The sequence below is a fragment of the Pseudomonas sp. GW822-FHT06D10 genome, assembly GCF_058799535.1.
Genome location: NZ_JBXALN010000001.1, coordinates 123,926 through 148,747 on the forward strand (window position 1 = coordinate 123,926; position 24,822 = coordinate 148,747).

20 protein-coding genes are annotated in these 24,822 nt (G+C 67.3%); 16 read left to right on the forward strand and 4 right to left on the reverse strand.

The window, feature by feature from the left end; translation table 11 throughout:
- The first annotated feature begins 78 nt into the window (after positions 1-78).
- On the forward strand, positions 79-1,284 hold the full coding sequence (locus AC1RL5_RS00700) for a DSD1 family PLP-dependent enzyme (RefSeq protein ID WP_492589124.1): 1,206 nt from the start codon (positions 79-81) through the stop codon (positions 1,282-1,284).
- A gap of 226 nt (positions 1,285-1,510) precedes the next feature.
- On the opposite strand, the gene AC1RL5_RS00705 is transcribed toward AC1RL5_RS00700, so the two are convergent.
- Entirely contained in the window at positions 1,511-2,455 is a 945-nt protein-coding gene (locus AC1RL5_RS00705) for a SphA family protein (protein ID WP_072449915.1), read from the reverse strand.
- A 260-nt stretch (positions 2,456-2,715) separates the two neighbouring features.
- On the opposite strand from AC1RL5_RS00705, the gene AC1RL5_RS00710 reads away from it, so the two are divergent.
- The 3 genes from AC1RL5_RS00710 (at position 2,716) to AC1RL5_RS00720 (ending at position 5,917) form a co-directional block, all read left to right on the forward strand.
- Positions 2,716-3,753 (forward strand): AraC family transcriptional regulator, encoded by a 1,038-nt coding sequence (locus tag AC1RL5_RS00710; RefSeq protein WP_011061981.1) that lies wholly within the window; start codon positions 2,716-2,718, stop codon positions 3,751-3,753.
- Positions 3,754-4,043: 290 nt separating this feature from the next.
- The gene (locus AC1RL5_RS00715) at positions 4,044-4,931 is read left to right on the forward strand and encodes a Dyp-type peroxidase (protein ID WP_072449917.1); all 888 of its coding nucleotides are present in this window, start codon (positions 4,044-4,046) and stop codon (positions 4,929-4,931) included.
- 17 nt (positions 4,932-4,948) lie between these two features.
- The gene (locus tag AC1RL5_RS00720; protein ID WP_492589123.1) at positions 4,949-5,917 is read left to right on the forward strand and encodes a Gfo/Idh/MocA family protein; all 969 of its coding nucleotides are present in this window, start codon (positions 4,949-4,951) and stop codon (positions 5,915-5,917) included.
- A gap of 70 nt (positions 5,918-5,987) precedes the next feature.
- On the opposite strand, the gene AC1RL5_RS00725 is transcribed toward AC1RL5_RS00720, so the two are convergent.
- Together AC1RL5_RS00725 and AC1RL5_RS00730 are read right to left on the reverse strand one after the other, a co-directional pair.
- Positions 5,988-6,725, reverse strand: a complete 738-nt coding sequence (locus AC1RL5_RS00725) for a TorF family putative porin (protein ID WP_019093757.1) — start codon at positions 6,723-6,725, stop codon at positions 5,988-5,990.
- Positions 6,726-6,826: 101 nt separating this feature from the next.
- The gene (locus AC1RL5_RS00730; protein ID WP_072449919.1) at positions 6,827-8,569 is read right to left on the reverse strand and encodes an amidohydrolase; all 1,743 of its coding nucleotides are present in this window, start codon (positions 8,567-8,569) and stop codon (positions 6,827-6,829) included.
- 103 nt (positions 8,570-8,672) lie between these two features.
- Here AC1RL5_RS00730 and AC1RL5_RS00735 point away from each other — a divergent pair, with 103 nt between their 5' ends.
- The 12 genes from AC1RL5_RS00735 (at position 8,673) to AC1RL5_RS00790 (ending at position 23,567) form a co-directional block, all read left to right on the forward strand.
- Complete coding sequence (locus AC1RL5_RS00735; protein WP_041118939.1) at positions 8,673-9,590, forward strand: LysR family transcriptional regulator; 918 nt, start codon at positions 8,673-8,675, stop codon at positions 9,588-9,590.
- 38 nt (positions 9,591-9,628) lie between these two features.
- Positions 9,629-10,246, forward strand: coding sequence for a transcriptional repressor LexA (gene lexA / locus AC1RL5_RS00740; protein WP_072449920.1), 618 nt, complete (start codon positions 9,629-9,631; stop codon positions 10,244-10,246).
- Positions 10,246-10,863 carry a translesion DNA synthesis-associated protein ImuA gene (gene imuA, locus AC1RL5_RS00745; RefSeq protein ID WP_011061974.1) on the forward strand — a complete coding sequence of 206 codons (618 nt, stop codon included), beginning with the start codon at positions 10,246-10,248 and terminating at the stop codon, positions 10,861-10,863. The genes lexA and imuA overlap by 1 nt, the downstream gene beginning before the upstream one ends.
- A gap of 7 nt (positions 10,864-10,870) precedes the next feature.
- Complete coding sequence (locus AC1RL5_RS00750; protein ID WP_072449921.1) at positions 10,871-12,286, forward strand: Y-family DNA polymerase; 1,416 nt, start codon at positions 10,871-10,873, stop codon at positions 12,284-12,286.
- On the forward strand, positions 12,283-15,387 hold the full coding sequence (locus AC1RL5_RS00755) for an error-prone DNA polymerase (RefSeq protein ID WP_492589044.1): 3,105 nt from the start codon (positions 12,283-12,285) through the stop codon (positions 15,385-15,387). Before AC1RL5_RS00750 ends, AC1RL5_RS00755 begins: the two co-directional genes overlap by 4 nt.
- Positions 15,388-15,837: 450 nt before the next feature.
- Positions 15,838-16,497 carry a CsgG/HfaB family protein gene (locus tag AC1RL5_RS00760; RefSeq protein ID WP_015636114.1) on the forward strand — a complete coding sequence of 220 codons (660 nt, stop codon included), beginning with the start codon at positions 15,838-15,840 and terminating at the stop codon, positions 16,495-16,497.
- Positions 16,498-16,526: 29 nt separating this feature from the next.
- Positions 16,527-16,898, forward strand: coding sequence for a DUF4810 domain-containing protein (locus tag AC1RL5_RS00765; RefSeq protein WP_492589043.1), 372 nt, complete (start codon positions 16,527-16,529; stop codon positions 16,896-16,898).
- A gap of 5 nt (positions 16,899-16,903) precedes the next feature.
- The gene (locus AC1RL5_RS00770; protein ID WP_169893267.1) at positions 16,904-17,554 is read left to right on the forward strand and encodes a DUF799 domain-containing protein; all 651 of its coding nucleotides are present in this window, start codon (positions 16,904-16,906) and stop codon (positions 17,552-17,554) included.
- 249 nt (positions 17,555-17,803) lie between these two features.
- The gene (locus tag AC1RL5_RS00775; RefSeq protein ID WP_123577991.1) at positions 17,804-19,915 is read left to right on the forward strand and encodes a hybrid sensor histidine kinase/response regulator; all 2,112 of its coding nucleotides are present in this window, start codon (positions 17,804-17,806) and stop codon (positions 19,913-19,915) included.
- A gap of 208 nt (positions 19,916-20,123) precedes the next feature.
- Positions 20,124-20,390, forward strand: a complete 267-nt coding sequence (locus AC1RL5_RS00780; RefSeq protein ID WP_011061967.1) for a DUF1652 domain-containing protein — start codon at positions 20,124-20,126, stop codon at positions 20,388-20,390.
- Positions 20,391-20,531: 141 nt separating this feature from the next.
- Positions 20,532-23,198, forward strand: coding sequence for an ATP-binding cassette domain-containing protein (locus AC1RL5_RS00785; RefSeq protein ID WP_492589042.1), 2,667 nt, complete (start codon positions 20,532-20,534; stop codon positions 23,196-23,198).
- A gap of 135 nt (positions 23,199-23,333) precedes the next feature.
- The gene (locus AC1RL5_RS00790; RefSeq protein ID WP_015636110.1) at positions 23,334-23,567 is read left to right on the forward strand and encodes a DUF465 domain-containing protein; all 234 of its coding nucleotides are present in this window, start codon (positions 23,334-23,336) and stop codon (positions 23,565-23,567) included.
- Between the two features lie 129 nt (positions 23,568-23,696).
- Here AC1RL5_RS00790 and AC1RL5_RS00795 read toward each other — a convergent pair whose 3' ends face one another.
- On the reverse strand, positions 23,697-24,800 hold the full coding sequence (locus AC1RL5_RS00795; RefSeq protein ID WP_072449925.1) for an SMP-30/gluconolactonase/LRE family protein: 1,104 nt from the start codon (positions 24,798-24,800) through the stop codon (positions 23,697-23,699).
- Positions 24,801-24,822 lie beyond the last annotated feature (22 nt).

Below are 24,822 nucleotides of genomic sequence, written 5' to 3' on the forward strand. Positions count from 1 at the left end.
ATGCGCACAATGAACCGTCGTCATTTCATGGCCGGCACCCTGGGGGCCGGAGTCTTGCTGGCCGGTGTCGGCGCCTGGCTGCGGCCCGGCGACCGGGGCCAGCCCTACAGCCCGTACTTCGCCGAGCTCAATCGCGAGCTCAAGGCCCACGGGCCGATGCAACCGGTGATGCTGATCGACCTGGATCGCCTGGACCACAACATCGATGTGGTCATGCAGTCGGTGCAGCGCGGCGGCAAGCACCTGCGCCTGGTGGAAAAATCCCTGCCATCGCCCGGGCTCCTGGCCTACATCGCCCAGCGCGCCGGTACCCGGCGCCTGATGTCCTTCCACCAGCCGTTTCTCAACCACGACGCCGAGGTATTTGCCGACGCCGATATCCTCTTGGGCAAGCCCCTGCCGATCCGCGCCGTCGAGCTGTTCTACCAGCAGCTCAAGGGGCCGTTCGACCCGCGCCGGCAACTGCAATGGCTGCTCGATACCCCCGAACGCCTGCAGCAGTACCTGGCGCTGGCCCAGGGCCTGGGCACGCAGATGCGCATCAACATCGAACTGGATGTGGGGCTGCACCGTGGCGGCGTGGCGGACCATGCCGTGCTCGGGCAGATGCTGGCGCTGATCAGCGCCCACCCCCGGCACCTGGAGTTTGCCGGGTTCATGGGCTACGACCCCTTTGTCGACATGGGCGTGCCGGGGATTCTGGGCTCGCCGCAAAGCCTGTTCGACCAGGTCATGGCGCTCTACAACGGTTTTGTCGACTTCACCCGCCAGCAGTACCCGGCGCTGTGGCACGCCGGCCTGACCCTCAATACCGCCGGCAGCCCCAGCTACCGTCGTCACGAGCAGGAATCCCTGAGCAGCGAAGTGTCGGTGGGCACCGCACTGCTCAAGCCCAGCCACTACGACCTGGCGTCCCTGGAGCAGCACGTGCCGGCCGCCTTTATCGCCACCCCGGTGCTCAAGAGTACCGGGCCGGTGCGGATCCCGGCCCTGGACGACAAGTCGCGGCTGTTCTCCTGGTGGGACCGCAACCAGCGCCAGACCTTCTTCATCTATGGCGGCCACTGGCTGGCGGATTTCGAATCGCCGGCGGGTCTGCAGAGCAACGAGCTGTTCGGTCGCAGCTCCAACCAGGAGATGGTCAACGGCTCCCGCGCCGTGGGCTTGCAAGTGGACGACCAGGTCTTCCTGCGCCCGCAGCAGAGCGAAGCGGTACTGCTGCAGTTTGGCGACCTGCTGGCCCTGCGCGGCGGGCGCATCGTCGAACGCTGGCCGGTGTACTGATCCCACGTATAGCCCTTGCCTGGCGATCCTCCGTCGGAGCGCTGTCGGCCTTAAGAACGCCGCGTCCCTACGGGCCGTTCGCAGCCTGCGGCAGCGGCTACACGAAACGCGTCCCGGCAACCGCCTGTAGCCGCTGCCGAGCTCCGGCGAGGCTGCGCAAAGCCCCGCAGGGCCTTGCCTGGCGATCTCCCGCCGAGCCCGCAGCAGCTTCAGGCTGCCGCGGGTTTCACAGGGCAAAGGGAATGGTCAGCTTGGCCCAGAGCATGTCGCCCTCGGGGCGGTTTTCCACGTCGAACTCCTTGGCCCAGCGGATCTCGGCGCTGGCGTACCTGAGAAAGCGCAGGTGCAGCGCCGGGCCGATGGCGAACACTTGCCCGCGTACCCCGTCGCTCACGTCCTCGCCCATGAAGGTCACGGTCTTGCCGTTCTGTTTGTCGTCGGTGGTCTGCTTCAGGTAGTAGCCGTTGAGCCCCAGGCTCAGGTCGTCGGTCAGGCGGTAGCTGGCCGAATAGTCGAAGTGCAAGATCTGCCCGGAACGGTAGTGGGTGGCGTGGTTCTCCTGATTGAAGCTGTAGGTGCTCTTGAACGACAGCTCGGTGCGCTCGCTGGGCAGCCAGGTCATGGAAAACAGCGGCTTGTAGGTGGTGAAGTTGTTGCTGGTGTTGGCCAGCCGGTCGGCATCGTACTGCCCGGTGGGCAGGGTCACTTCCAAGGCCGCGCCCAGGGTCAGGTCGGGGCCCATGTCCCACAGGATGATCGGCGCGAAGGTGGTATCGCCCATGCTTTCGCGGCGGTCGCTCTGGCCGTACAGCGACACCTGCTGGCGCAGGTAGGGCTGGGCCACGTAGCCGCCCAGGCGCCCGCCCAGGACCCGCAGCGGGCTCAGGTAGTCCAGGCGCGGGATGATCGCGTCGGAGGTGATCCTGACCTCCTGGACCTTGCCGCCAAAGGAGCTGATGTCGAGCTTCCTGGCCTGGTAATGGTTGTAGTAGAGGTTGAAGGCGAACATGTGCTCCGGGAGCTGGTCGGGGCTCAGGGGCAGCACGTAGAAGCCGTCGGTGCCGGGGCCGATATTGTCGACCCCGGATTCGGTGGCCTGGGCATTCAGGCTGGCGCAGGCGGCCAGGGCCACGCCCAGGTGCAGGGAGCGAGTGAGGCGGGTCGGGTGCATGGTAGGGCTCATTCTTATTGTTAGTGGGGGCGCGGCGGCAGGCACGCCGCCCGCCCCATAGAAATAAGCCCTGGGCCGGGCGCGGGGCAGGGTATTGGCGGACAGGGAGGGGGACTTTGTCGGACACTTTGCAATGCTTTGTTACATTCCCCCGTAAAACCCCAGGCAACGGGATATGCTTGAACCGCCGGTGAAGCCTTGGCACCGGTGCCTGACCGACAATAAAAACAGCCGCTCAAGCGGCCCGGAAGCCCACTCCCATGCAGATCAAAGCCGCCGATGCCCACGACCAGTTGGCCCTGGTTTCACCTTTCCTGCTGCAGACCCTGGCGGATGTCGCCGAAGCCAAGGGCGTCAGCGCCGAGCGCCTGTGTCGCGGCCTGGGCTTTACCCTGGACGACCTGCAGGACCCGACCCTGCGCATCTCCTATCGCCAGGCGGTGGCGATGATCGAACGTGCCCTGGCGGCATTGCCGCAGCAGGGCCTGGGGCTCTGGGTCGGCAGCCGCAACGTGCTGGGCACCCTGGGCCTGCTGGGGCATGCGCTGTCGTTGTGCCGGACCCTGGGGGACGCCTTCGAGCTGGGCATCCGCCATCAGCACACCTCCGGCACCATCGTCAGCGCCGATGTCGGGCGCCAGGGCGAAGAGTTCTTTGTCGAGCTGCAATGCCGCCTGCCCTACGGCGAGGTGCAGATCTTTGCCGCGGAAGAGTTCTTCGCCAGCCTGCTGATCTATGGCCGGGCCCTGGTCAGCGCGGATTTCCAGGCCCTGCGGGTGGAGTTCATGCACGCCGCGCCGGCCTATGCCGAGCTCTATACCCGGTTGCTGGGCCCCCACGTGCAGTTCGGCTGCCTGCAGGCGCGCATGGTGATCGAGGCCCGTTGGTTGCAGGCGCCGCTGCCCAACCATCATCCGGTGGCGCTGCGCCAGGCGCTCAAGCTGCTGGAACTGGAAAGCGCCCAGGTGCACCAGAAGATGGACCTGATCCAGGCGGTGGAGCGCGCCCTGAGCCGGGACCTGCGGGCCGGCAGCCATATCGAGCAGGTGGCGGGGGATTTGAACATGAGCGGGCGCACCCTGCGCCGGCGCCTGACCGAACACGGCCTGACCTTCGAGGCGCTGCTGGAACGGGTGCGCCAGGCGCGAACCCTGAACCTCTTGGGCAACCCGGAGCTGTCCATCGAACGCATCACCGAAGAGGTCGGCTACAGCGACGTGCGCAGCTTCCGCCGGGCCTTCAAGCGCTGGACCGGGCTGAGCCCCAGCGCCTTTCGCGAAGAGGCGGCGCTGCATTGAAGGCCGCCCTGTAGCCGCTGCCGAGCCCGCGAGGCTGCGCAAAGGCCCGCAGGACCTTGCTTGGCGATCTCCCGTCGAACCTTGAGCGGCCTCAAGATCCCCGCGTCTGCTGCGTCGCAATGCCGCCCATGCCGTTCTCAGCCTGCGGCAGCGGCCGCACAACCCCGGCCCGGCCTTTTCACCACGGCCTTGCAACGTTGCCGCGCAAGCGGCGACAAGCCTTGCCCGTTTCGACGCTGACGCCGGCAGCCCATGGCGGTAAACTCCTGCGCCTTTATTCAGGAGTTCCCATGAGTTACTACCAGCCCGGCATCCTCGCTGCACCCGTTCCGTCCCAGGCCCGCCACCTGTTCTTTGCCCTTGAGTCCATCGAGGCGTTGCCCCAGGCCCTCGACCAGTTGCTGGCACGGGTGGATGGCGCAACGGCGGTGGCAGGTTTTGGCGCGTCGCTGGTCAAGGCCCTGGGCGCGCGAGTGCAAGGGCTCAAGGCGTTCCCGGCGCTGACCGGCGTGGGCGTGGACAACCCTTCGACCCAGCACGCGCTGTGGGTCTGGCTGCACGGTGATGATCGCGGCGAGCTGCTGCACCGCAGCAACGAGCTGGCGGCCTCCCTGGCCCCGGCCTTGCGCCTGGTCGGCATGAACGAGACCTTCCGCCACAAGACCGGCCACGACCTCACCGGTTATGAAGACGGCACCGAAAACCCTCAGGACGAAGCCGCCGTGGCCGCGGCACTGGCCGAGGGCGAAGACGGCCTGCGCGGTGGCAGCTTTGCCGCGATCCAGCAGTGGCAGCACGACTTCCAGGGCTTTGCCGCGATGCACCAGCAAGAGCGCGACCACATCATGGGCCGGCGCCTGAGCGACAACGAAGAACTGGACGACGCGCCGGTCTCGGCACACGTCAAGCGCACCGCCCAGGAAAGCTTCGCCCCGGAAGCCTTTCTCGTGCGCCGCTCGATGCCGTGGATCGAAGGTGACAAGGGTGGCCTGATGTTCCTTGCCTTCGGCCACACCCTGAACGCCTTCGAAGCCCAACTGCGGCGCATGAGCGGCCTGGAAGACGGCATCACCGACGGCCTGTACCGCATGAGCCGGCCGATCACCGGGGGCTACTACTGGTGCCCGCCGCTGCACAACGGCCAGCTCGACCTGCGCGCGCTGCAAGCGTCGAAATGAACACCGGGGCCGAGCCGCTGAAGACCGTGCGCTGGGGCATGATCGGTTGCGGCAGTGTCACCGAGCGCAAGAGTGGCCCGGCCTTCTACAAGGTTCCGGGGTCGGCGCTGGTGGCGGTGATGGGGCGCCGGGCCGAGGCGGTGCGCGACTATGCGCAGCGCCATGGCATTGCCCGCTGGTACACCGATGCCCAGGCCCTGATCGACGACCCCGAGGTGGACGCGGTGTACATCGCCACGCCCCCCGACAGCCATTACGCCTACAGCCTGCAAGTGGCCGCCGCCGGCAAGCATTGCTGCGTGGAAAAACCCATGGCCCTGCATGCCGGGCAAAGCCTGGCCATGCAGCAGGCTTTCGAGCAGGCCGGGCTGCATCTGTTCGTCTCCTATTACCGGCGTTCCTTGCCGCGCTTTGCGCAGGTGCGGCAATGGCTGGCGGATGGGCGCATCGGGGAGGTCCGGCACCTGCACTGGAGCCTGAGCAAGGCTGCCTCCGAGGCCGACCGCAACGGCGCGGTCAACTGGCGGACCGACCCGCAAGTGGCCGGCGGCGGTTATTTCGCCGATTTGGCCAGCCATGGCCTGGACCTGTTCCAGTACCTGCTGGGCGATATCGTCGAGGTGGCCGGCTTCAGCACCCGCCAGGCCGGGCTGTATGCCGCCGAGGATGCGGTCAGCGCCAGTTGGCGCTTCGCCTGTGGGGCGTTGGGCAGCGGCGCCTGGAACTTCGTCGCCGACCGCCGGGTAGACCGGGTGGAAATCGTCGGCAGCCAGGGGCGCATCACTTTTTCCGTGTTCGACGAGCATCCGCTGCAACTTGAAGCCGAAGAGACCCTGAACCTGTTCATCGACAACCCCGCGCACATCCAGTGGCATCACGTGCAGGGCATGAACGCCCATATCCGCGGCCAGATCCGGCACCCGGCCCTGGCCAGCGAAGCCCTGAAGACCGACCGGGTGATGGACCGCATCCTGCAGCGCGGCTGATCCCAGGGCGCATGCCTTTCGCGCCCCTTCGCCGGCAAGCCGGCTCCTACGGGGGCGGGCGGCTTGTCGCTCAGAAGGTCTTCTTGATGCTGGCCACCCAGGTCGCTCCGCACAGGTCGCTGAAGCCGTAGTTGCTGGTGCACTGGCTGCGGGACAGGTCGGTGTCGATGTAGCTCAGGCCCAGTTCCAGCCCGGCCATTTCCCGGGTCAGTTTGGCTTCCCATTCGTGGTAGCTGTCCTCGCCCTGGCCCGAGGCGCGGATCAGCCGCGGATCCTTGAAGTCCATCTGGCCGTAGCGCAGTTGCAGCCCCAGCTCCAGGGGCAGTCGGGTCTCGTAGCCAAGGTAGCGGTACAGGGTGCTCTGCTGGCTGTCGATGCCGGGGGCATCGTCGGAGTAATAGGCCCCCAGCTTGACCCCGTAGACGCTGAGGATGCCGTACACCTCGCTCTGGTTGAACTGGGCTTCCCGGGGGTAGCTGTACTTCAGGTAGCCCAGGTCCAGGCTGATGTCTGCGCTGGCCTGCCACAGCCAGCCGCCGTAGTAGTCGACTTCCTGGCGGGTCTTCAGGCCACCGCCGAAATCGACGTTGGAGCTCCAGGTGCCCAGGTACAGGCCGCTGCTGTGCAGCAGGGTCACGGCCGCCTGGGCCGCGGGGTCGTTCTGGGTCTGGGAGATGCCGCGGGTGCGGTAGTCGCTGGCCAGGGTCAGCTCCAGTTCCACGGCCAGGTCGTCGGTCAGGGGCAGGGCGTGGCCGGCCTGCGGCAGCAGGCACACGGCGCCCAGGGTGAGCAGGGTGAGGGTCTTCATGGGTATCCCGTTGTTGTGATTGTTATGGGGGAGCGGGCAAGGCGGCGCCGTACCCCGGCGTCACCAGGGCGCGGGGCAGGCGGTGCAACGGTGGCGCGGGGTCAGAGTGGGCGGCTGTAGATCTCGCGGCCGGCGAACCAGGTCTGCAGCACCTGGGTTTCATGCAGGGCCTTTTCGTCCACGGTAAACACGTCGCGGTCGAGGACGATGAAGTCGGCCTGCTTGCCGGCCGTCAGCGAGCCGATCTGCTGTTCCAGGCCCAGGGTGCGCGCGGCATTCTGGGTGTAGGCATAGAACAGGGTTTCGCGGTCCAGGCGTTCGTCGGCGTTGAGCACCCCCAGTGGCCCCTGGCGGGTGATGGCCTGGGCCATGGCGTTCCACGGGTTGGGCGACGACACCGGCCAGTCGCTGGCGCCGGCGATGGTCGCGCCCTGCTTGAGCAGCGAGTGCGCCGGGTACTGGTAGCGGAACGCCAGGGCGCTGACGTAGGGCTTGATCATGTCCAGGGTGTAGTCGTCGGCCGAGGCCCAGAGCAGTTGCATCGAGGCAATCACGTTGAGCGGCTTGAAGCGGGCGAACTCCTTGGGGTTGACCATCTGCAGGTGGGTGATGGAGTGGCTGATGCCGCTCTGGCGATCCTTGCGCGCCTGCTCGATGCCGTTCAGCGACTCACGCACCGCACGGTCGCCGATGGCGTGGATGTGCACCAGCCAGCCGCGCTGGTCGATGGCGCTGACCAGTTCGCCAAAATGCGCCGGGTCGATCAGCAGTTCGCCGGGTTTGTGCGAGTTGCTGTAAGGCTCGAGCATCGCCGCGCTCTGCGCCGGGTATTCGATCACCCCGTCGGCGAAGATCTTGATGCCCGGCAGGGTCAGGTTGGGAATGCCCTGGAACTGCTGGCGCACTTTGTCCAGGGTGTCGAGGTCGGCCGGCCGGCTGCGGGGGTTGGCCACCAGCAGGGCGGCGACGTGGGCGGTCATCCCGCCGCTCTCGGCCAGGGCCTTGTAGGCCGGCAGCACGCCGACGGTGTGCTCGGTGGGCTTGAGGGCGAACACCGCTTCGCCTGGGGCGGCGTTGGCGGCCGGGTCCATCCAGGCGGTAATTCCCAGGCTGTTGTTGTAGTGCAGGGCCGACTGCGCGGCGCGCAGCATCTGCTCGGGCCCCGGCACCGGCATTTTCGCGGCCACCCGGTCCCAGCCGGCGTCCACCAGGAAACCGTTGGGGCGGCCGTCGGGCAGTTGGCCGATGGTGCCGCGCTCGGCCTCGGGCAAGCTCTTGAGCAGGGCGGCGTCGATGCCGGCGCGCTGGAGCATGAAGTCATTGGCCCAGGCGGTATGGTGGTCGCTGCCGGTGAACACCACCGGTACGCTGGCCCATTCACCCTGGTTGAAGCGCTGGCCCAGGGCCTGGGCCTGGGCCCAGTAGGCCGAGCTCATGCCGGCGATGCTGAGCACGTCGGCATGCCGGGCGCTGCCGTCGTCACGCCAGGCGCGCAGGCGTTTTTCCAGTTCGTCGAGGCTGACCACCTCGTCCTGCAGGTTGGCGCCGGTCATTTCCAGGCCGCCGAAGATGGCGTGGGAGTGGGTGTCGATCAGGCCCGGCATCAGGGTCTTGCCGCCCAGGTCGACGACCCGGGTGTGGCTGTCGATCAGTGCCTTGATCTGCGCATCGCTGCCGGCTTGCAGGACCTTGCCGTTCTCCACCGCCAGGGCCTGGACCTTGGGCTGGGCGCGGTCGGCGGTGAAGACCTGGCCGTTGAGCAGCACCAGGTCGGCGGCGGCCATGGCTTCCAACGAGGCAAAACTCATGGCGGCCAGTAACAGCGTGGGGGTCAATCTTTTCATTGAACATTTCCTTGTTATTGCGTCTGATCGCCAGCTTAGGGACTGCCCGCAGCGGGCAGAACGGCTGCTTCACGAAAAACATTTTTGCCTGGGTGGAAAAACCATGGACAAGTTGAATGCCTTGAAGATGTTCGTGGTCACCGCCCAGCTGGGCAGTTTCAGCCGGGCGGCGGAGCAGTTGGGCAAGACCCCCTCGGCCCTGACCAAGGCGGTCAACCACCTGGAGGCCGAGCTGGGTTCGCGCCTGTTCGAGCGCAGTACCCGGCGCATCGTGCTCACCGAAATCGGCCGGCTCTACCTGGAGACCGCGCGCCAGGTGCTGCAGCGGCTGGAAGAGGTGGGCGAGGAGGTGGAGCAGCTGCAGCATGGCCTGCGCGGCAACCTCAAGATCACTGCGCCGCTGGCCTACGGCCAGGCATTCCTGGATCAGGTGTGTGGCGGTTTTCTTGAGCAGTACCCGCAGATCAATCTGCAAGTGGACCTGTGCGACGAGTTCGTCAACCTGCTGGAAAGCGGCTACGACCTGGCCCTGCGCGAAGGCCATGACGACCTGCCGGGGCTGATTGCCCGGGTGGTCGGAAGCAACCGCCTGGCCCTGTGCGCCAGCCCGGCCTACCTGGCGCGCAAGGGCCGGCCGGTGACCCCGCAGACCCTCGAAGAACATGAATGGCTGCTGTATCGCCACCCCTTGCTCAGCCGGGAGTTCTGGTGGGTCGAGCGCGACGGCCAGCGCCTGAGCCTGCCCCAGCCCCAGGCACCACGCCTGCGCAGTGACAATTACGACCTGCTGCTGGCCAATGCCCTGGCCGGGCGCGGCCTGCTGCACACGCCGCTGTGGAGCGCCGCACCGTACCTGGCCGACGGGCGCCTGGTGCGGGTGATGGCCGACTACGCGATCGACCCGGACAGCTTCGGGCCGCACATCCTCGCGGTGTACCCCAGCCACCGGCGAGCGACCGCCAAGGTGCAGGCATTCATCGACTATGTCAGCGGCTTCCTGGCCAGCCGTGGCCTGGACTGATTGGCGGTTCTTGTCAGATAAATCCGAGAGGAGTACAAATGTACTCCATGACGACTTTATCTCCCCGCCGCACTGCCATCCTGACCTTTATCCGCGAGCGCATCGCCGATCACGGCCAGCCCCCGAGCCTTGCTGAAATCAGCCAGGCGTTCGGTTTCGCCTCGCGCAGCGTGGCGCGCAAGCATGTGCTGGCGTTGACCGAGGCCGGGTTCATCGAGGTCAACCCGCATCAGGCCCGGGGCATTCGCCTGCTCAACCAGCCACGGCGCCCCGAGCTGCTGGAAATTCCGGTGCTGGGGCGGGTGGCCGCCGGTGCGCCGATTGGCGTCGATGCCGACATACACGGCCAGTTGCTGCTGGACCCGGGGATGTTCTCCCGCACTCCGGATTACCTGCTGCGGGTCCAGGGCGATTCGATGATCGATGACGGCATTCTCGACGGCGACCTGGTGGCGGTGCGCCGCAGCAGTGAGGTGCGCAACGGCCAGACCGTGATCGCCCGCCTCGACGGTGAGGTGACCATCAAGCGTTTCGAGCGCAAGGGGCAGGGCATTCGCCTGTTGCCGCGCAACCCGGCCTACCAGCCGATCGAGGTCACGGCCGACCACGAACTGTTTATCGAAGGCGTGTTCTGCGGTCTGGTGAGGCAAGGCTGATGGGCGCCGTGGTCGCACTGGATTCGCTGTTCAATGCCGGGCGGGTGTGGAAAGGCCGCCCGGCCGCCGCGCCTGCCAGCCCGCAGCCCACCGGCCATGCCGCCCTGGATGCGGTGCTGCCCACGGGCGGCTGGCCGGAAGCGGCACTGACCGAAATCCTCATTGCCGCCCAGGGTCTGGGCGAGCTGCAACTGCTGTGGCCGAGCCTGGCGCGGCTGAGCGCGGCGGGGGAGCGCATCGTGCTGGTGGCGCCGCCGTTCGTGCCCTATCCCCAGGCCTGGCAGAACGCCGGGGTGGATGTGCGCCAGTTGTCGATCATCCAGGCCGGGGAGCGTGATGCCCTGTGGGCCGCCGAGCAGTGCCTGCGTTCCGGCAGTTGCGGCGCGGTGCTGTGCTGGCCGCAGCAAGCCGACGATCGCGCCCTGCGGCGCCTGCAGGTGGCGGCGGAAAGCGGCCAGACCCTGGCTTTTGCCTACCGCCCCCTGGAGACGGCGCGCAACCCCTCGCCGGCGGCCCTGCGAATTGCCGTGCAAGGCCGTCCCGGGCAGTTGCGGGTGCTCAAGTGCCGGGGCGGGCTGGCCCATCCGGCGCCTATCGCCTGGCCCGCCGGGCACTGAGGTTGGCATGCGTTGGGTGTGCATCCTGTTCCCGCAATTGGCGCTGGACGCAGTCTTGCGTCAGCGCGCCGAGCCCGAGGCGCCCCTGGCGCTGCTCAGTGGCACCCCGCAGCGCCGGGTGATCCAGGCGGTGAACGCCGCCGCTCGCGAACTGGGCCTGCGCCCCGGGCAATCGCTGACCGCCGCCCAGGCCCTGACCAAGGCCTTTGCCAGCGCCGAATACGACCCCCGGCAGATCGAGCACTGGCAGCAGTTTCTTGCGGCCTGGGCCTATGGCTTCAGCTCCCAGGTCAGCGTCGCCTACCCGCGCACCCTGGTGCTGGAGATCGAATCCAGCCTGGGCCTGTTCGGCCCCTGGCCGCAGTTGGAAGCGCGCCTGCGCCGTGAATTGCAGGCCCTGGGCTTTCGCCACCGGATCGTCGCCGCGCCCAATCCGGCGGCTGCCCGGGTCCTGGCCAATGCCTATGACGGCTTGGCGGTGGCCGACTGCGAGGCCCTGGCCCAGGCCCTGGGGGCCATGCCCATCGAGCGCCTGGGGCTGGCCCCGGAGCAGGCCACGGCCCTGTCGCGCATGGGGGTGCGCAGCTTCCAGCAACTGCGGGAGCTGCCCCGGCCCAGCCTGGCCCGGCGTTTTGACGGCAGCTTGCTCAAGCACCTGGATACCCTGCTCGGCGAGCGCCCGCTGGGGCTGGCCTTCTATCAGCCGCCGGACCGCTTCGACCTGCGCATCGAGCTGAATTTCGATGTGCAGTCCCATCAAGCGCTGCTGTTTCCCCTGCGCCGGCTCACCGCGGATCTGGCGGCCTTTCTCTGTGGTCGCGACAGTGGCGTACAGCGCTTTGCCCTGCACCTGGAGCACGCCGAAGGCGCCGACACCCTGATTCCGGTGGGGCTGCTCAGCGCCGAGCGCGACCCGGCGATGCTGTTCGAACTGGCCCGCGGGCGCCTGGAACAGATCCAGGTGCCGGCGCCGGTGCGCAACCTGCGGCTGGTGGCCGAGGACCTGCCGCTGTTCGTGCCCCGGCACAGCGAGCTGTTCGACGAGCGCCCGCAGCAGAACCTGCCCTGGGAGCAGTTGCGCGAACGCCTGCGGGCGCGCCTGGGGGATGACGCGGTGCAGGGCCTGGGGCATCGCGCCGATCACCGCCCGGAGCGCAGTTGGCAGGCGCAGACCGATTCGCGCCCGTGCCCGGCCACCCCCGGGCTGCGCCGCCCCGGCTGGCTGTTCACCGAGCCCCGGGTGCTGGGCGAGGGCTCGGTGCGCATCCTCATGGGCCCGGAGCGGATCGAGTCCGGCTGGTGGGACGGTGCCGATGTGCGCCGCGACTACTACCTGATCGAAACCGCCGCCGGCCAGCAAGGCTGGGCCTATCGTCAGGTGGGCGAGCCCGGGCCGTTGCTGTTGCAGGGCTGGTTCGCATGAACGCCTACGCCGAGCTGCACTGCCTGTCCAACTTCAGCTTCCAGCGCGGCGCCTCCAGTGCCGCCGAATTGTTCCAGCGTGCCAAGGCCCTGGGCTACCAGGCCCTGGCGATCACCGACGAGTGCACCCTGGCGGGGATTGTCCGGGCCTGGCAGGCCTCTCGCGACAGCGGCCTGAAGCTGATCGTCGGCAGTGAAATGCAGGTCGAGGACGGCCCGCGGCTGGTGCTGCTGGTGGAAGACCTGGCGGGTTACCAGGGCCTGTGCCGGTTGATCACCCGGGCCCGGCGCCGAGCCGAGAAGGGCAGCTATCGCCTGCTGCGCGAGGACTTCGCCGAACCCTTGCCGGGGCTGCTGGCCCTATGGCTGACGGGCGCCGGCGAGCCGCTGGCCCAGGGCCGCTGGTTGCAGCAGGTGTTCCCCCAGCGCCTGTGGCTGGCGCTGGAGCTGCATTGCGGCCAGGACGATGCCCGGCACCTGCAACAGCAACTGGCCCTGGCCCGGCAACTGGGGCTGCCAGCCGTGGCCTGTGGCGATGTGCACATGCACGTGCGCGGGCGTCGGGCGCTGCAGGACACCATGACCGCGATCCGCCATCACCTGCCGGTGGCCGAGGCCGGGCAACGCCTGTTCGCCAACGGCGAGCGCCACCTGCGGCCCGTCGAAGTGCTGCAAGGCCTGTACCCGCAGGCCCTGCTCGACGAGTCGCTGGCCATCGCCGGGCGCTGCGCTTTCGACCTCGGCCAACTGCGCTACCAATACCCCCGGGAGCTGGTGCCCGAGGGCCACGATGCCGGGTCCTGGCTGCGGGTGCTGACCCAGCGCGGCATCGTGCGCCGCTGGCCCGCTGGTGCCCGGGCCGAGGTGCTGAAGCAGATCGACAAGGAGCTCACGCTGATCTGTGACCTGGGCTACGAGAGTTATTTCCTCACGGTGCACGACATCGTCGACTTCGCCCGGCGCCAGCACATCCTCTGCCAGGGCCGGGGCTCGGCGGCCAACTCGGTGGTGTGTTTCGCCCTCGGCATCACCGAGATCGACCCGGACCGCTCGACCTTGCTGTTCGAGCGTTTCCTGTCGCGCGAACGCAACGAGCCACCGGACATCGACGTCGACTTCGAGCACGAGCGCCGCGAAGAGGTGCTGCAGTATGTGTTCCAGCGCTATGGCCGGCATCGCGCAGCGCTGACCGCGGTGGTCAGCACCTACCACGGTGCCGGGGCGGTACGGGATGTGGCCAAGGCCCTGGGCCTGCCGCCGGATCAGGTCAATGCCCTGGCCGACTGCTGCGGCCACTGGAGTGATACGCCGCCCAGTGTCGAGCGCCTGCAGGAGGCCGGGTTCGACCCCCAGAGCCCGGTGCTGCGCCGGGTCCTGAGCCTGACCGGGCAGTTGATCGGCTTTCCCCGGCACCTGTCCCAGCACCCCGGCGGTTTCGTGATTTCCGAGCAGCCCCTGGACCACCTGGTGCCGGTGGAGAACGCGACGATGGCCGAGCGTACGGTGATCCAGTGGGACAAGGACGACCTGGACATGGTCGGCCTGCTCAAGGTGGATATCCTCGCCCTGGGCATGCTCAGCGCCATCCGCCGTTGCTTCGACCTGATCCACGGCTACCGCGGCCAGCGCTACAGCCTCGCCAGGATTCCGCCTGAAGACCCCGCCACCTATGAAATGATCGGCCGCGCCGACACCATTGGCGTGTTCCAGATCGAATCCCGGGCGCAGATGTCGATGCTGCCCCGGCTCAAGCCGCAGAACTTCTACGACCTGGTGATCGAGGTGGCCATCGTCCGGCCCGGGCCGATCCAGGGCGGCATGGTCCATCCCTACCTGCGCCGGCGTAACCGCCAGGAGCCGGAAACCTATCCGTCTCCGGAGCTGGAGGGCGTGCTCAAGCGCACCCTGGGAGTGCCGCTGTTTCAGGAACAGGTGATGCAGATCGCCATTGTCGCCGCCGACTACACCCCGGGCGAGGCCGATCAGTTGCGCCGCTCCATGGCCGCCTGGAAGCGCCACGGTGGCCTGGAGCCGCACCGCGAACGGCTGCGCAAAGGCATGCGCAAGAACGGCTACAGCGACGAGTTCGCGGCGCAGATCTTCGAGCAGATCAAGGGCTTTGGCAGCTACGGCTTTCCCGAATCCCATGCCGCCAGTTTCGCCTTGCTGACCTACGCCAGTTGCTGGCTCAAGTGCCACGAACCGGCGGCCTTCGCCTGCGCCCTGATCAACAGCTGGCCCATGGGCTTCTACAGCCCCGACCAGATCCTCCAGGACGCCCGGCGCCATGGTTTGCAGGTTCTTGCGGTGGATGTGGGCGCCAGTGACTGGGACTGCAGCCTGGAGCCGATTCCTGCCCAGCCTGCACGCGCTGGAAATGCCCCCACCGGGCAGCCGGCCCTGCGCCTGGGGCTGCGGATGATCAAGGGCTTTCGCGAGGACGATGCCCGGCGCATCGAACGTGCCCGCCGGCAACGGGCCTTTGTCGATATCGCCGACCTGGGCGAGCGGGCCCGCCTGGATGTCCGCGCCCAGGAATTGCTGGCCGATGCCGGCGCCTTGCAGGCGCTGGCCGGGGATCGCTATTGGGCACGCTGGGAAGTGGCCGGGGTGGAAAGACAGCTGGGGCTGTTCGCCGGCCTGCCGAGCCAGGAGGAAGCGCCGGTAGCGTTGCCCCGGCCCAGTGTCGGCGAAGACCTGCAGGCGGATTACCACAGCCTGGGTACCACCCTCGGGCCGCACCCCCTGGCGCTGCTGCGCCCGCAGCTTGCGGCCCGGCGCTGCCGCAGCTCGCGCGACTTGCTGGCGGTGGAGCACGGGCGTTCGGTGAGCGTGGCCGGGCTGGTCACCGGGCGCCAGCGGCCGGGCACCGCCAGCGGGGTGACCTTCGTGACCCTGGAAGACGAGTTCGGCAACGTCAATGTGGTGGTCTGGCGCGACCTGGCCGAGCGCCAGCGCCGGGTGCTGGTGGGCGCGCAGTTGCTCAAGGTCGACGGCACCCTGGAAACCGAGGGCGAGGTGCGCCACCTGATTGCCGGGCGCCTGAGTGACCTGAGCCCGCTGCTGGATGGCATTCACGTACGCAGCCGCGACTTTCGCTGATGTAGCCGCTGCCGAGCCCGGGCGAGGCTGCGAAAAGGCCCGCAGGGCCTTGCTTGGCGGTCTCCCGCCGGAACCCCGGCGTCCTCAAGACCGCCGCGTCTGCTGCGTCGCAATGCCGCCCAAGCCGTTCGTCCGAGCGCGGCCCGAGCCTGCGGCAGCGGCTACACGAAACGCGGATCGGCAGTGGCCTGCCGCTTTGCTATCCCCCGAGTCTGTGGCAATGGTTACAGAATGACGCCAAGGTTTTTTATTCCTTTTCGCACTGATGGCGCTTTGGCATAATCGCCGCCGATGATGCCCCCTGCATCAAGTTTCAGAACGCTCGGCCGACGACTTTCGAGCCTGCACAGACTGGGGCCGCAGACGTGCGGCAGGGCGCAAGTGCATCTAGACAGTGCACCCAAATGGATACTCAAGAAGGAACATAGAGTGAGAGTGATCTCGAAGTTGATGTTGTCCGCTGTAGCACTGGCGGTGCTGGCGGGCATGAGCGGTTGCGCCACGGAAAGCTCCCGGGCCTTGCCGGTGGAGAAGGTCCAGAGCGCCAGCCAGGTATGGACCGGAGCCCGGGTGCCGATGGCCGTGGGCAAGTTCGACAACCGCTCCAGCTACATGCGCGGAATCTTCTCCGATGGCGTCGACCGCCTCGGCGGCCAGGCCAAGACCATCCTCATCACCCACCTGCAGCAGACCAACCGCTTCAGCGTGCTGGACCGCGACAACATGGGCGAGATCCAGCAGGAAGCGGCCATCAAGGGCCAGGCGCAGAAGCTCAAGGGCGCGGACTTCGTGGTCACCGGCGATGTCACCGAGTTCGGTCGCAAGGAAACCGGCGACCACCAGCTGTTCGGCATCCTCGGCCGCGGCAAGACCCAGGTGGCCTACGCCAAGGTGGCGTTGAACATCGTCAACATCAGCACCTCCGAAGTGGTCTATTCGACCCAGGGCGCTGGCGAGTACGCCTTGTCCAACCGTGAAGTGATCGGCTTCGGCGGCACCGCTGCCTACGATTCGACCCTCAACGGCAAGGTCCTCGACCTGGCCATGCGCGAGGCGGTCAACCGCATGGTCGAGGCCATCGACGCCGGCGCCTGGAAACCGGGCCGCTGATCACACAGCTGACAGGGAGAAGTGCAAGCATGTCGAAGACGATGATGGCGCGGCTAATGATGGCCGGCGCCTTGCTGGGCTGTGTGCTGCTGGCCGGTTGCAGCGGGCCGAAGACGCTGTACCAGTGGGAAACCTACCAGACCCAGACCTACGAGTACTTCAAGGGCGAGGAGGCCCGGGAGGCCCAGGTCGAGGCCCTGGAGCGCGACCTGCAGAAGATCAAGTCCACCGGCAAGGCCGTGCCGCCGGGCTACCACGCCCACCTGGGCATGCTCTACGCGAGCCTGGGCAAGGATGACCAGATGGTGCAGCAGTTCAATACCGAGAAGGCGTTGTTCCCCGAATCCGCCTCGTACATGGACTTCCTGCTCAAGAACGCCAAGAAGGGAGCCGCCCAATGAGCCTGATGACCCTGCGCAACCTGCTGGGCCTGTTGGCCGTGAGCCTGCTGGTGGGCTGCGCCGCGCCCAGGAGCGTGGACTACTCGGCCTACAAGCAGGCCCGGCCGAAGTCGATCCTGGTGCTGCCGCCGCTCAATGAATCGCCGGACATCAAGGCCACCTACAGCATGCTGTCCCAGGTGACCTTTCCCCTGGCCGAAGCCGGTTACTACGTGATGCCGATCGCGGTGGTGGATGAAACCTTCCGCCATAACGGCCTGACCAACCCGGCGGACATCCACGGCCTGGCGCCGGCCAAGCTCAACGAGATCTTCGGCGCCGACGCCGGCCTGTACATCACGGTCAAGGAATACGGCACCAGCTACATGCTGATCAGCAGCGCCACCGTGGTCACCGCCAGCGCCACCCTGGTGGACCTGAAGACTGGCACCACGTTGTGGACCGGCAGCGCCCGCGCCTCCAGTGAGGAAGGCAACAACGGCAACAACGGTGGCCTGGTGGGCATGCTGATCACCGCTGCGGTGAAGCAGATCATCAACACCAGCACCGACGCCGGCCATCCGATTGCCGGCATCACCAGCCAGCGTCTGCTGTCGGCCGGGCAACGCACCGGCTTGCTGTACGGTCCGCGTTCGCCGAAATACGGCACCGACTGAGGGGCAGGGAGCGGGCAATCCGCTCTTTTTCAGGCGGCGCCTGTCGGCGTCCGCCTGGAACCCGGGCCATCGCCTATTCTGTTTTTTCAGTCGCGCGAAGGGCGTTGCCCGGCGGCATGGCCGACCAGTGGCGAAGCCGATCCCGGCCCTGGTGAAACCATCCGCGTGCACCGTGCTCAAAGGCTCTGGAGGCTGCGTTGCTGCCTCTTGAAAACCCACGCTGTGCCACGTTTTTCGTAGAGTCCGTTCATGCCGTTCTTATCTGATCATCACGGGTGCCAGGGGTGGAAGGGCGAGATGGCCGAGCGCATCCGTGCCTTCGACTGGTCCGCCACCAGCCTCGGGGCGTTGCAGCACTGGAGCCACAGCCTGTGCAGCACAGTGCAGCTGATGCTCGGCTCGCCGCTGCCGATGGTGATGCTCTGGGGCCCCCTGGGCTACATGATCTACAACGATGCCTATGCCGAGTTCGCCGGCGGCCGCCATCCCTACCTGCTGGGCTGCGCCGTGGAGATGGGCTGGCCGGAGGTCGCCGAGTTCAACCGCGGGGTGGTGAACACCTGCCTCAGCGGCGGCACCCTGTCCTATCACAACAAGGAACTGGTGCTGCTGCGCAACGGGGTGCCGGAAGACGTCTGGATGGACCTCTACTACAGCCCGGTGGCGGGGGACGACCAGGCTCCGGCCGGGGTCATCGCCATTGTCGTGGAAACCACCGGCCATGTGATTTCCGAGCGCCGCCGCCAGGCCGCGGAGGCCGCCTACCGGGCGGAGAACGAGCGCGTGCAGCTGGCGCTGAATGCCGGTGCGTTGCTGGGCTCCTTCGTCTGGGACGTCCAGGCCGACGTGCTGTCTTGCGACGAGCGATTTGCCCGGACCTTTTCCTACCCGGCGGACCAGCCCCTGGACAACCTGCCGATCGATATCACCGAAAGCCGCATCCACCCCGATGACCTGCCGCGCATCAAGGAACTGGCCCAGTACAGCGTGACCCAGGGCGGGCCCTACAACGCCGAATACCGGGTGCGCCGCGAGGACGGCAGCTACACCTGGGTGCTGGCCTGCGGCCGTTGCGAGTTCGACGAGTCGGGCCAGGCCTTGCGTTTCCCCGGGGTGCTGATCGATATCCAGGAGCGCAAGATCGCCGAGGAAGCCCTGCGCCAACTGACCCGCAACCTGGAGCAGCGGGTGCTGGAGGAGGTCAACGCGCGGCTCAGCGCCGAGGAGCAACTGCGCCAGGTGCAGAAACTCGAAGCCATTGGCGGCCTGACCGGCGGCGTGGCCCATGATTTCAACAACCTGCTGCAGGTGATCGCCGGCAACCTGCATCTGCTGTCCCGCCACGAAGCGGGCAACGCCAATGTGCAGCGGCGCACAGCCGCCGCGCTGACGGCGGTGGAGCGCGGCGCCAAGCTGTCGAACCAACTGCTGGCCTTTGCCCGGCGCCAGCCGCTGTCACCGGCCAGCTACAACCCGCGGCACCTGTACGAGGGCCTGGGGGAGTTGCTGCAGCGGGCCCTGGGCGAAACCATTTGCATCGATGTGCAATTGCCCGCCGAGCCCTGGTGCATCCATGTGGATCGCAACCAGTTGGAAAACGCCGTGCTCAACCTGGCGATCAATGCCCGGGATGCCCTGGGCGGCGAGGGGCGGATCCTCATCAGCGCCGAGAACCAGGTGCTGGATTCGCGCTTCTGCGCCGGCAAGGGCATCGCTGCCGGCGAGTACCTGTGCCTGAGTGTGGCTGACGATGGCCCGGGCATGCCCGCCGAGGTGCTCAAGCAGGCCTTCGAACCCTTCTTCACTACCAAGGCCGACGGTCATGGCACGGGCCTGGGCTTGAGCATGGTGTTCGGTTTCGTCAAGCAGAGCGGCGGCCATATCGAGATCTTCAGCAGCCCGGGGCAGGGCACCCGGGTGCAGATGTACTTTGCCCGCAGTGCCGAACCTACGCTGCAGCAGGCGCCGCGCCCGGGTCAGCGGGCGGGCGGTGGCGAGGAAAGCATCCTGGTGGTGGAGGACAACGCCGAGGTGCGCAGCGCCGCGGTGGAAATGCTCGAACACGAGGGCTACCGGGTGCGCACCGCGAGCAATGGTGACGCTGCCATGCAACTGCTGCTGGACGGGCTCAAGGTCGATCTGATCTTCACCGACGTGGTGATGCCCGGTCTGATCAAGAGCACGGACCTGGCCACCTGGGCCAAGACCCAGGCACCGCCGATCGCGGTGCTGTTCACCTCGGGGCACACCCGCGACATGATTTCGCGCAACCACCAGCTCAGCCCCGACACCCACCTGCTGAGCAAGCCCTATGGGCCTGCAGACCTGAGCGCCATGGTGCGTTCGGTGCTGGAGGCCTGAGCGGCGCCTGGCGCCAAGTGTGAAGCAGCGCATAAAAATCCCCAGGGAGCGACGACAAACTGGCGTCAAACTTCTACGCTGCATGAAGTTGAATGAACTTGTACGTTTTTTCTGCTGACCAAGGACAGGGGCATCGACCGCCTGATCCCATAACAACAAACGTCGTCTTGCGCGGTTTTTCTTCTCAACCTTTTTTGGATGCTCCGCCGTGATCTCCACCCTTGAACTGCGCAGAATCGTTGAAACCAGCTTCCTGCCCCTGCATTGCCAGTGCACCGTCGGCCACGACGGGGCCATGACTGTGCGCATCTGCGACCCCGCCAGCGGGCGCGTCGACCTGTTGGTCACCGGCATCGCCACCCGCGGCCTGACCAGCTCCCGGGCGCTGTCGGAGCTGATTGCCGAGTTGCGCTACGACCTCCAGCACACCCGCCTGAGCACCGAGCAGCAAGCCCGCCGCCAGCACGGTCGCTGAAGCGCCAGGGAACATTGCGCCGGGGGCGAGGCTCGAACCCCGGGTACGCGCGTCGATCTTCCGCGGGGCTTGCCTCGGGCCTCGGACCTTGTGTGATGATCGCGCTTCGACTGTTCGCGGTTCTCGACATAAGGCTGGTTCATGACTGCTTCCCGTAGCCCCTCCGATGCTTCCCAGGCGAGCCCTTCGTCCTTTCCAGCCAGCGGTTTTGTCCGGGTGCGCGGCGCCCGCGAGCACAATCTGAAGAATGTCGACGTGGACATTCCCCGGGATGCGCTGGTGGTGTTCAGTGGGGTGTCGGGCTCGGGCAAGTCGTCCCTGGCGTTCTCCACCCTGTATGCCGAGGCCCAGCGTCGCTACTTCGAATCGGTGGCGCCCTATGCCCGGCGCCTGATTGACCAGGTGGGGGTGCCGGATGTCGACCGCATCGACGGCCTGCCGCCGGCGGTGGCCCTGCAACAGCAGCGCGGTACTCCCAGCACGCGCTCTTCGGTGGGCAGCGTGACCACCTTGTCGAGCCTGGTGCGCATGCTCTATTCCCGGGCCGGTAGCTACCCGCCGGGGCAGCCGATGCTGTATGCCGAGGACTTTTCGCCGAACACGCCCCAGGGCGCCTGCCCGGAATGCCATGGCCTGGGGCGGGTCTATGAGGTCGACGAAGCGAGCATGGTTCCCGACCCTTCGCTGACCATCCGCCAGCGCGCCGTGGCCTCCTGGCCCCTGGCCTGGCAGGGACAGAACCTGCGGGACATCCTGGTGACCCTGGGCTACGACGTCGACATCCCCTGGCAGCAACTGCCGAAAAAGCAGCGTGACTGGATCCTCTTCACCGAAGAAACCCCCACAGTACCGGTGTACGCCGGGCTGACCCCGGAACAGACCCGCGAGGCCCTCAAGCGCAAGCAGGAACCCAGCTACATGGGCACCTTCAGCGGCGCCAGGCGCTATGTGCTGCACACCTTCACCCACACCCAGAGCGCGCTGATGAAAAAGCGTGTGTCGCAATTCATGCGCGGCAGCCCGTGCCCGCTGTGCGAGGGCAAGCGGCTCAAGCGCGAGGCCCTGGCGGTGACCTTTGCCGGGCTGGATATCGGCGAGCTGGCGCGCCTGCCGCTGCTGCAACTGGCCGAGGTGCTGCGGCCGGTGGCGGCGGCAGATTACCTGGAGCAGGCGCCCGCCGATGATCCGGTTCTGAGCCACGCCCAGACCCGTGCCGCGCGTCAGCAGCGCCATGCCCAGGGCGCCCCGGAGCATCGCGGCGCGCCGGATGTGCGGCATACGCCGAACCTGTCCCTGGAAAAGCGCCTGGCCGCCCAGCGCATCGCCCAGGACCTGCTGGAGCGGGTCAGCACCCTGACCGACCTCGGGCTGGGCTACCTGGCCCTGGAGCGCAGCACGCCGAGCCTGTCTTCCGGTGAGTTGCAGCGCCTGCGCCTGGCGACCCAGCTGGGCTCGCAGCTGTTCGGGGTGATCTATGTGCTGGACGAGCCCTCGGCAGGCCTGCACCCGGCGGATGCCGAGGCACTGTTCGAGGCCTTGCAGCGGCTCAAGGCCGCCGGCAACTCGCTGTTCGTGGTGGAGCACGATGTGCAGACCATGCGCCGTGCCGACTGGCTGGTGGACGTGGGCCCGGCGGCGGGAGAGCGTGGCGGCCAGGTGCTGTACAGCGGCCCGCCGGCCGGCTTGGCCGAGGTGGCGCAGTCCCAGACCCGCGCCTACCTGTTTCCCGAGCAGGCCCCGGCCCGGCGTACCCCGCGCCCGCCCCGGGGCTGGCTGCGGCTGGAAGGTATCAGCCGCAACAACCTCAAGGAGCTGGACGCCGAGTTTCCCCTGGGCTGCTTTACCGCGGTGACCGGGGTTTCCGGTTCCGGCAAGTCGAGCCTGGTGAGCCAGGCCCTGCTGGAACTGGTGGGCGCGCACCTGGGCAAGGCTTCGGCCAGCGATGAGGCGCCGGAGCTGGACCTGGCGGACGACGCACCGGTCAGCAGCGGCGGGCGGGTGGTGGCCGGCATGGAGCAGATCAAGCGCCTGGTACAGGTGGACCAGAAACCCATCGGTCGTACCCCGCGTTCCAATCTCGCGACCTACACCGGGCTGTTCGATCAGGTGCGCAAGCTGTTCGCCGCCACCGACGAGGCCCGGGAGCGGGGCTTCGACGCCGGGCAGTTTTCCTTCAACGTGGCCAAGGGCCGTTGCCCGGCCTGCGAGGGCGAGGGCTTTGTCAGCGTCGAGCTGCTGTTCATGCCCAGCGTGTTCGCCCCGTGCCCGACCTGCCATGGCACGCGCTACAACCCCCAGACCCTGGCCGTGACCTGGCAGGGCCTGAACATCGCTCAGGTGCTGCAATTGAGTGTCGAGCAGGCCTTGCCGGTGTTTGCCGAACAACCGGGCGTCCGCCGTGCCCTGGAAGTGCTGCGCGACATCGGCCTGGATTACCTGCGCCTGGGCCAGCCGGCCACCGAGCTCTCCGGCGGTGAGGCGCAGCGCATCAAGCTGGCCACCGAGCTGCAGCGCACTGCCCGGGGCGCCACCCTGTACGTGCTGGACGAGCCCACCACCGGCCTGCACCCACGGGATGTGGACCGTCTGCTGGAGCAACTGGACAAACTGGTGGCGGCCGGGCACAGCCTGGTGGTGGTGGAGCACGAAATGCGCGTGGTGGCCCAGGCCGACTGGGTGATCGACATCGGCCCTGGTGCCGGCGACCAGGGCGGCACCCTGGTGGCCTGCGGCGCCCCGCACCAGGTGGCAAAGCAGCGCACTAGCCGCACCGCGCCCTTTCTTGCCCAAGCGCTGGGCGGACGTTGATCCAGGGCAAAAGTGGCGACGAACGGTTACCGCTGGTCTGATTGGCGGTCGACAGACCCGGTCCGGCGAGGCCATTCTGATAACCGGCGGGGGCGTGATGACGCCCTTGCTGCCGATCAACCACGGAGGTGTTCCATGCCGGTGACCCACGACCTTTACCAGGACCTGAGCTGTAGTAAAGAAGACATTCAGCAGCGTCGGGCCAGTGACCCCCACCTGAATGCGCTGTTCGACAAATACACCAGCATCGACGATCAGGTGCTCAAGGCCGAAGCTGCCGCTGCCGCAGACGACGAACTGAAGAAACTCAAGGAAAAACGCCTGCTGATCAAGGATGAGATCGCCGGGAAACTCACCGCCGGTTCCTGACCCCCCTGTAGCAAAGACGCTCGCAGTAGCAAGGCGCTTGTTGTGGCGAGGGAGCTTGCTCCCGCTGGGCGGCATAGCCGCCCAGACGCCCGCCGGGCTGTCCCACCCCAAGTTGCAACGCACCCACCCTCAAGGCGCCAGCGCCTCCTTCAACGACAACCGGGCCATGTGCCTGGCCGTCAGCGACCCCAGGTACAAGGCATCGCCATATTCGCGCACCGTGGTGATCGGCGAGTAGTTGCCGCTGCTGCCATCCTGCAGGTTGGCGATCACCCGGCCCTGGGTATCCAGGCCCAGCACGAAGCCGCGCTTCTCCACCGGCTTGGGCAATACCGTCATTGCCCGCACCAGCATCTTGCGCACGAAGGGGTAGGGCGCGGTGGCGTCGAGCAACGGGTTGCGCGGTGCGTACAGGGCCACCCAGAAACGCCCGGCGCCATTGAAGCTCAGGTTGTCCGGCAGCCCCGGCAGGTTGTCGATGAACAGGTCGTGGCTGCCGGCCTTGTCACCCTTGAGCCAGTAGCGGCTGATGCGGTAGGCGCCGGTTTCATTGACCAGCACATAGGCCTCGTCCGGCCCCAGGGCAATGCCGTTGGCGAACTCCAGGCGGTCCAGCAGCACCTCGGTGGTGCCGCTCTGGAAGTCGTAGCGCAGCAGGCGGCCATCGGCGCCGTGCTCGATCACCGCTTCGCCGTCATGGCCATAGCCCCAGCGGCTGGTGGCGTCGCTGAAGTAGGCGTAGCGCCCTGCGGCATCTACCGCCACATCATCGGTAAAGCCGAACTTCAGGCCGTTGGCCTCGGTGCTCAGGGTCTGCAACTGGCCCTCGCTGTCCAGGGCCAGCAGGCCCTTGATGGCATCGGCGATGATCAGGCGCCCGTCCGGGTGCCGGGCCAGGCCCAGGGGCCGGCCGCCGGTATTGACCAGCACCTTGAGCGCACTGCCGTCGAGGCTGCTCTGGATCACCCGGCCGTCATGCAGGCCGCTGAGCAGTTGTTCGTGTTCCAGCAGCAGGGCTTCGGGGCCGTCGATGTCCCGGGCGCCCACCGGCTGCACGGCCTTGAGCTTCTGGTTCTCGGCAAACGGCCCCTGGCTCAGGGACGGCGCCGGCGCCGGGTTCCAGGCCACCGGCTGGACCCTGGTCGGCATCAGCAGCAGGAAGGCCAGGACGGCCAGCAGCACCAGCAGGACAATCCGCAGGCCGCTGAAGCGGCGGGGGGCAATCTGATTCATGCAATGACTCCTGTCGGGGGCG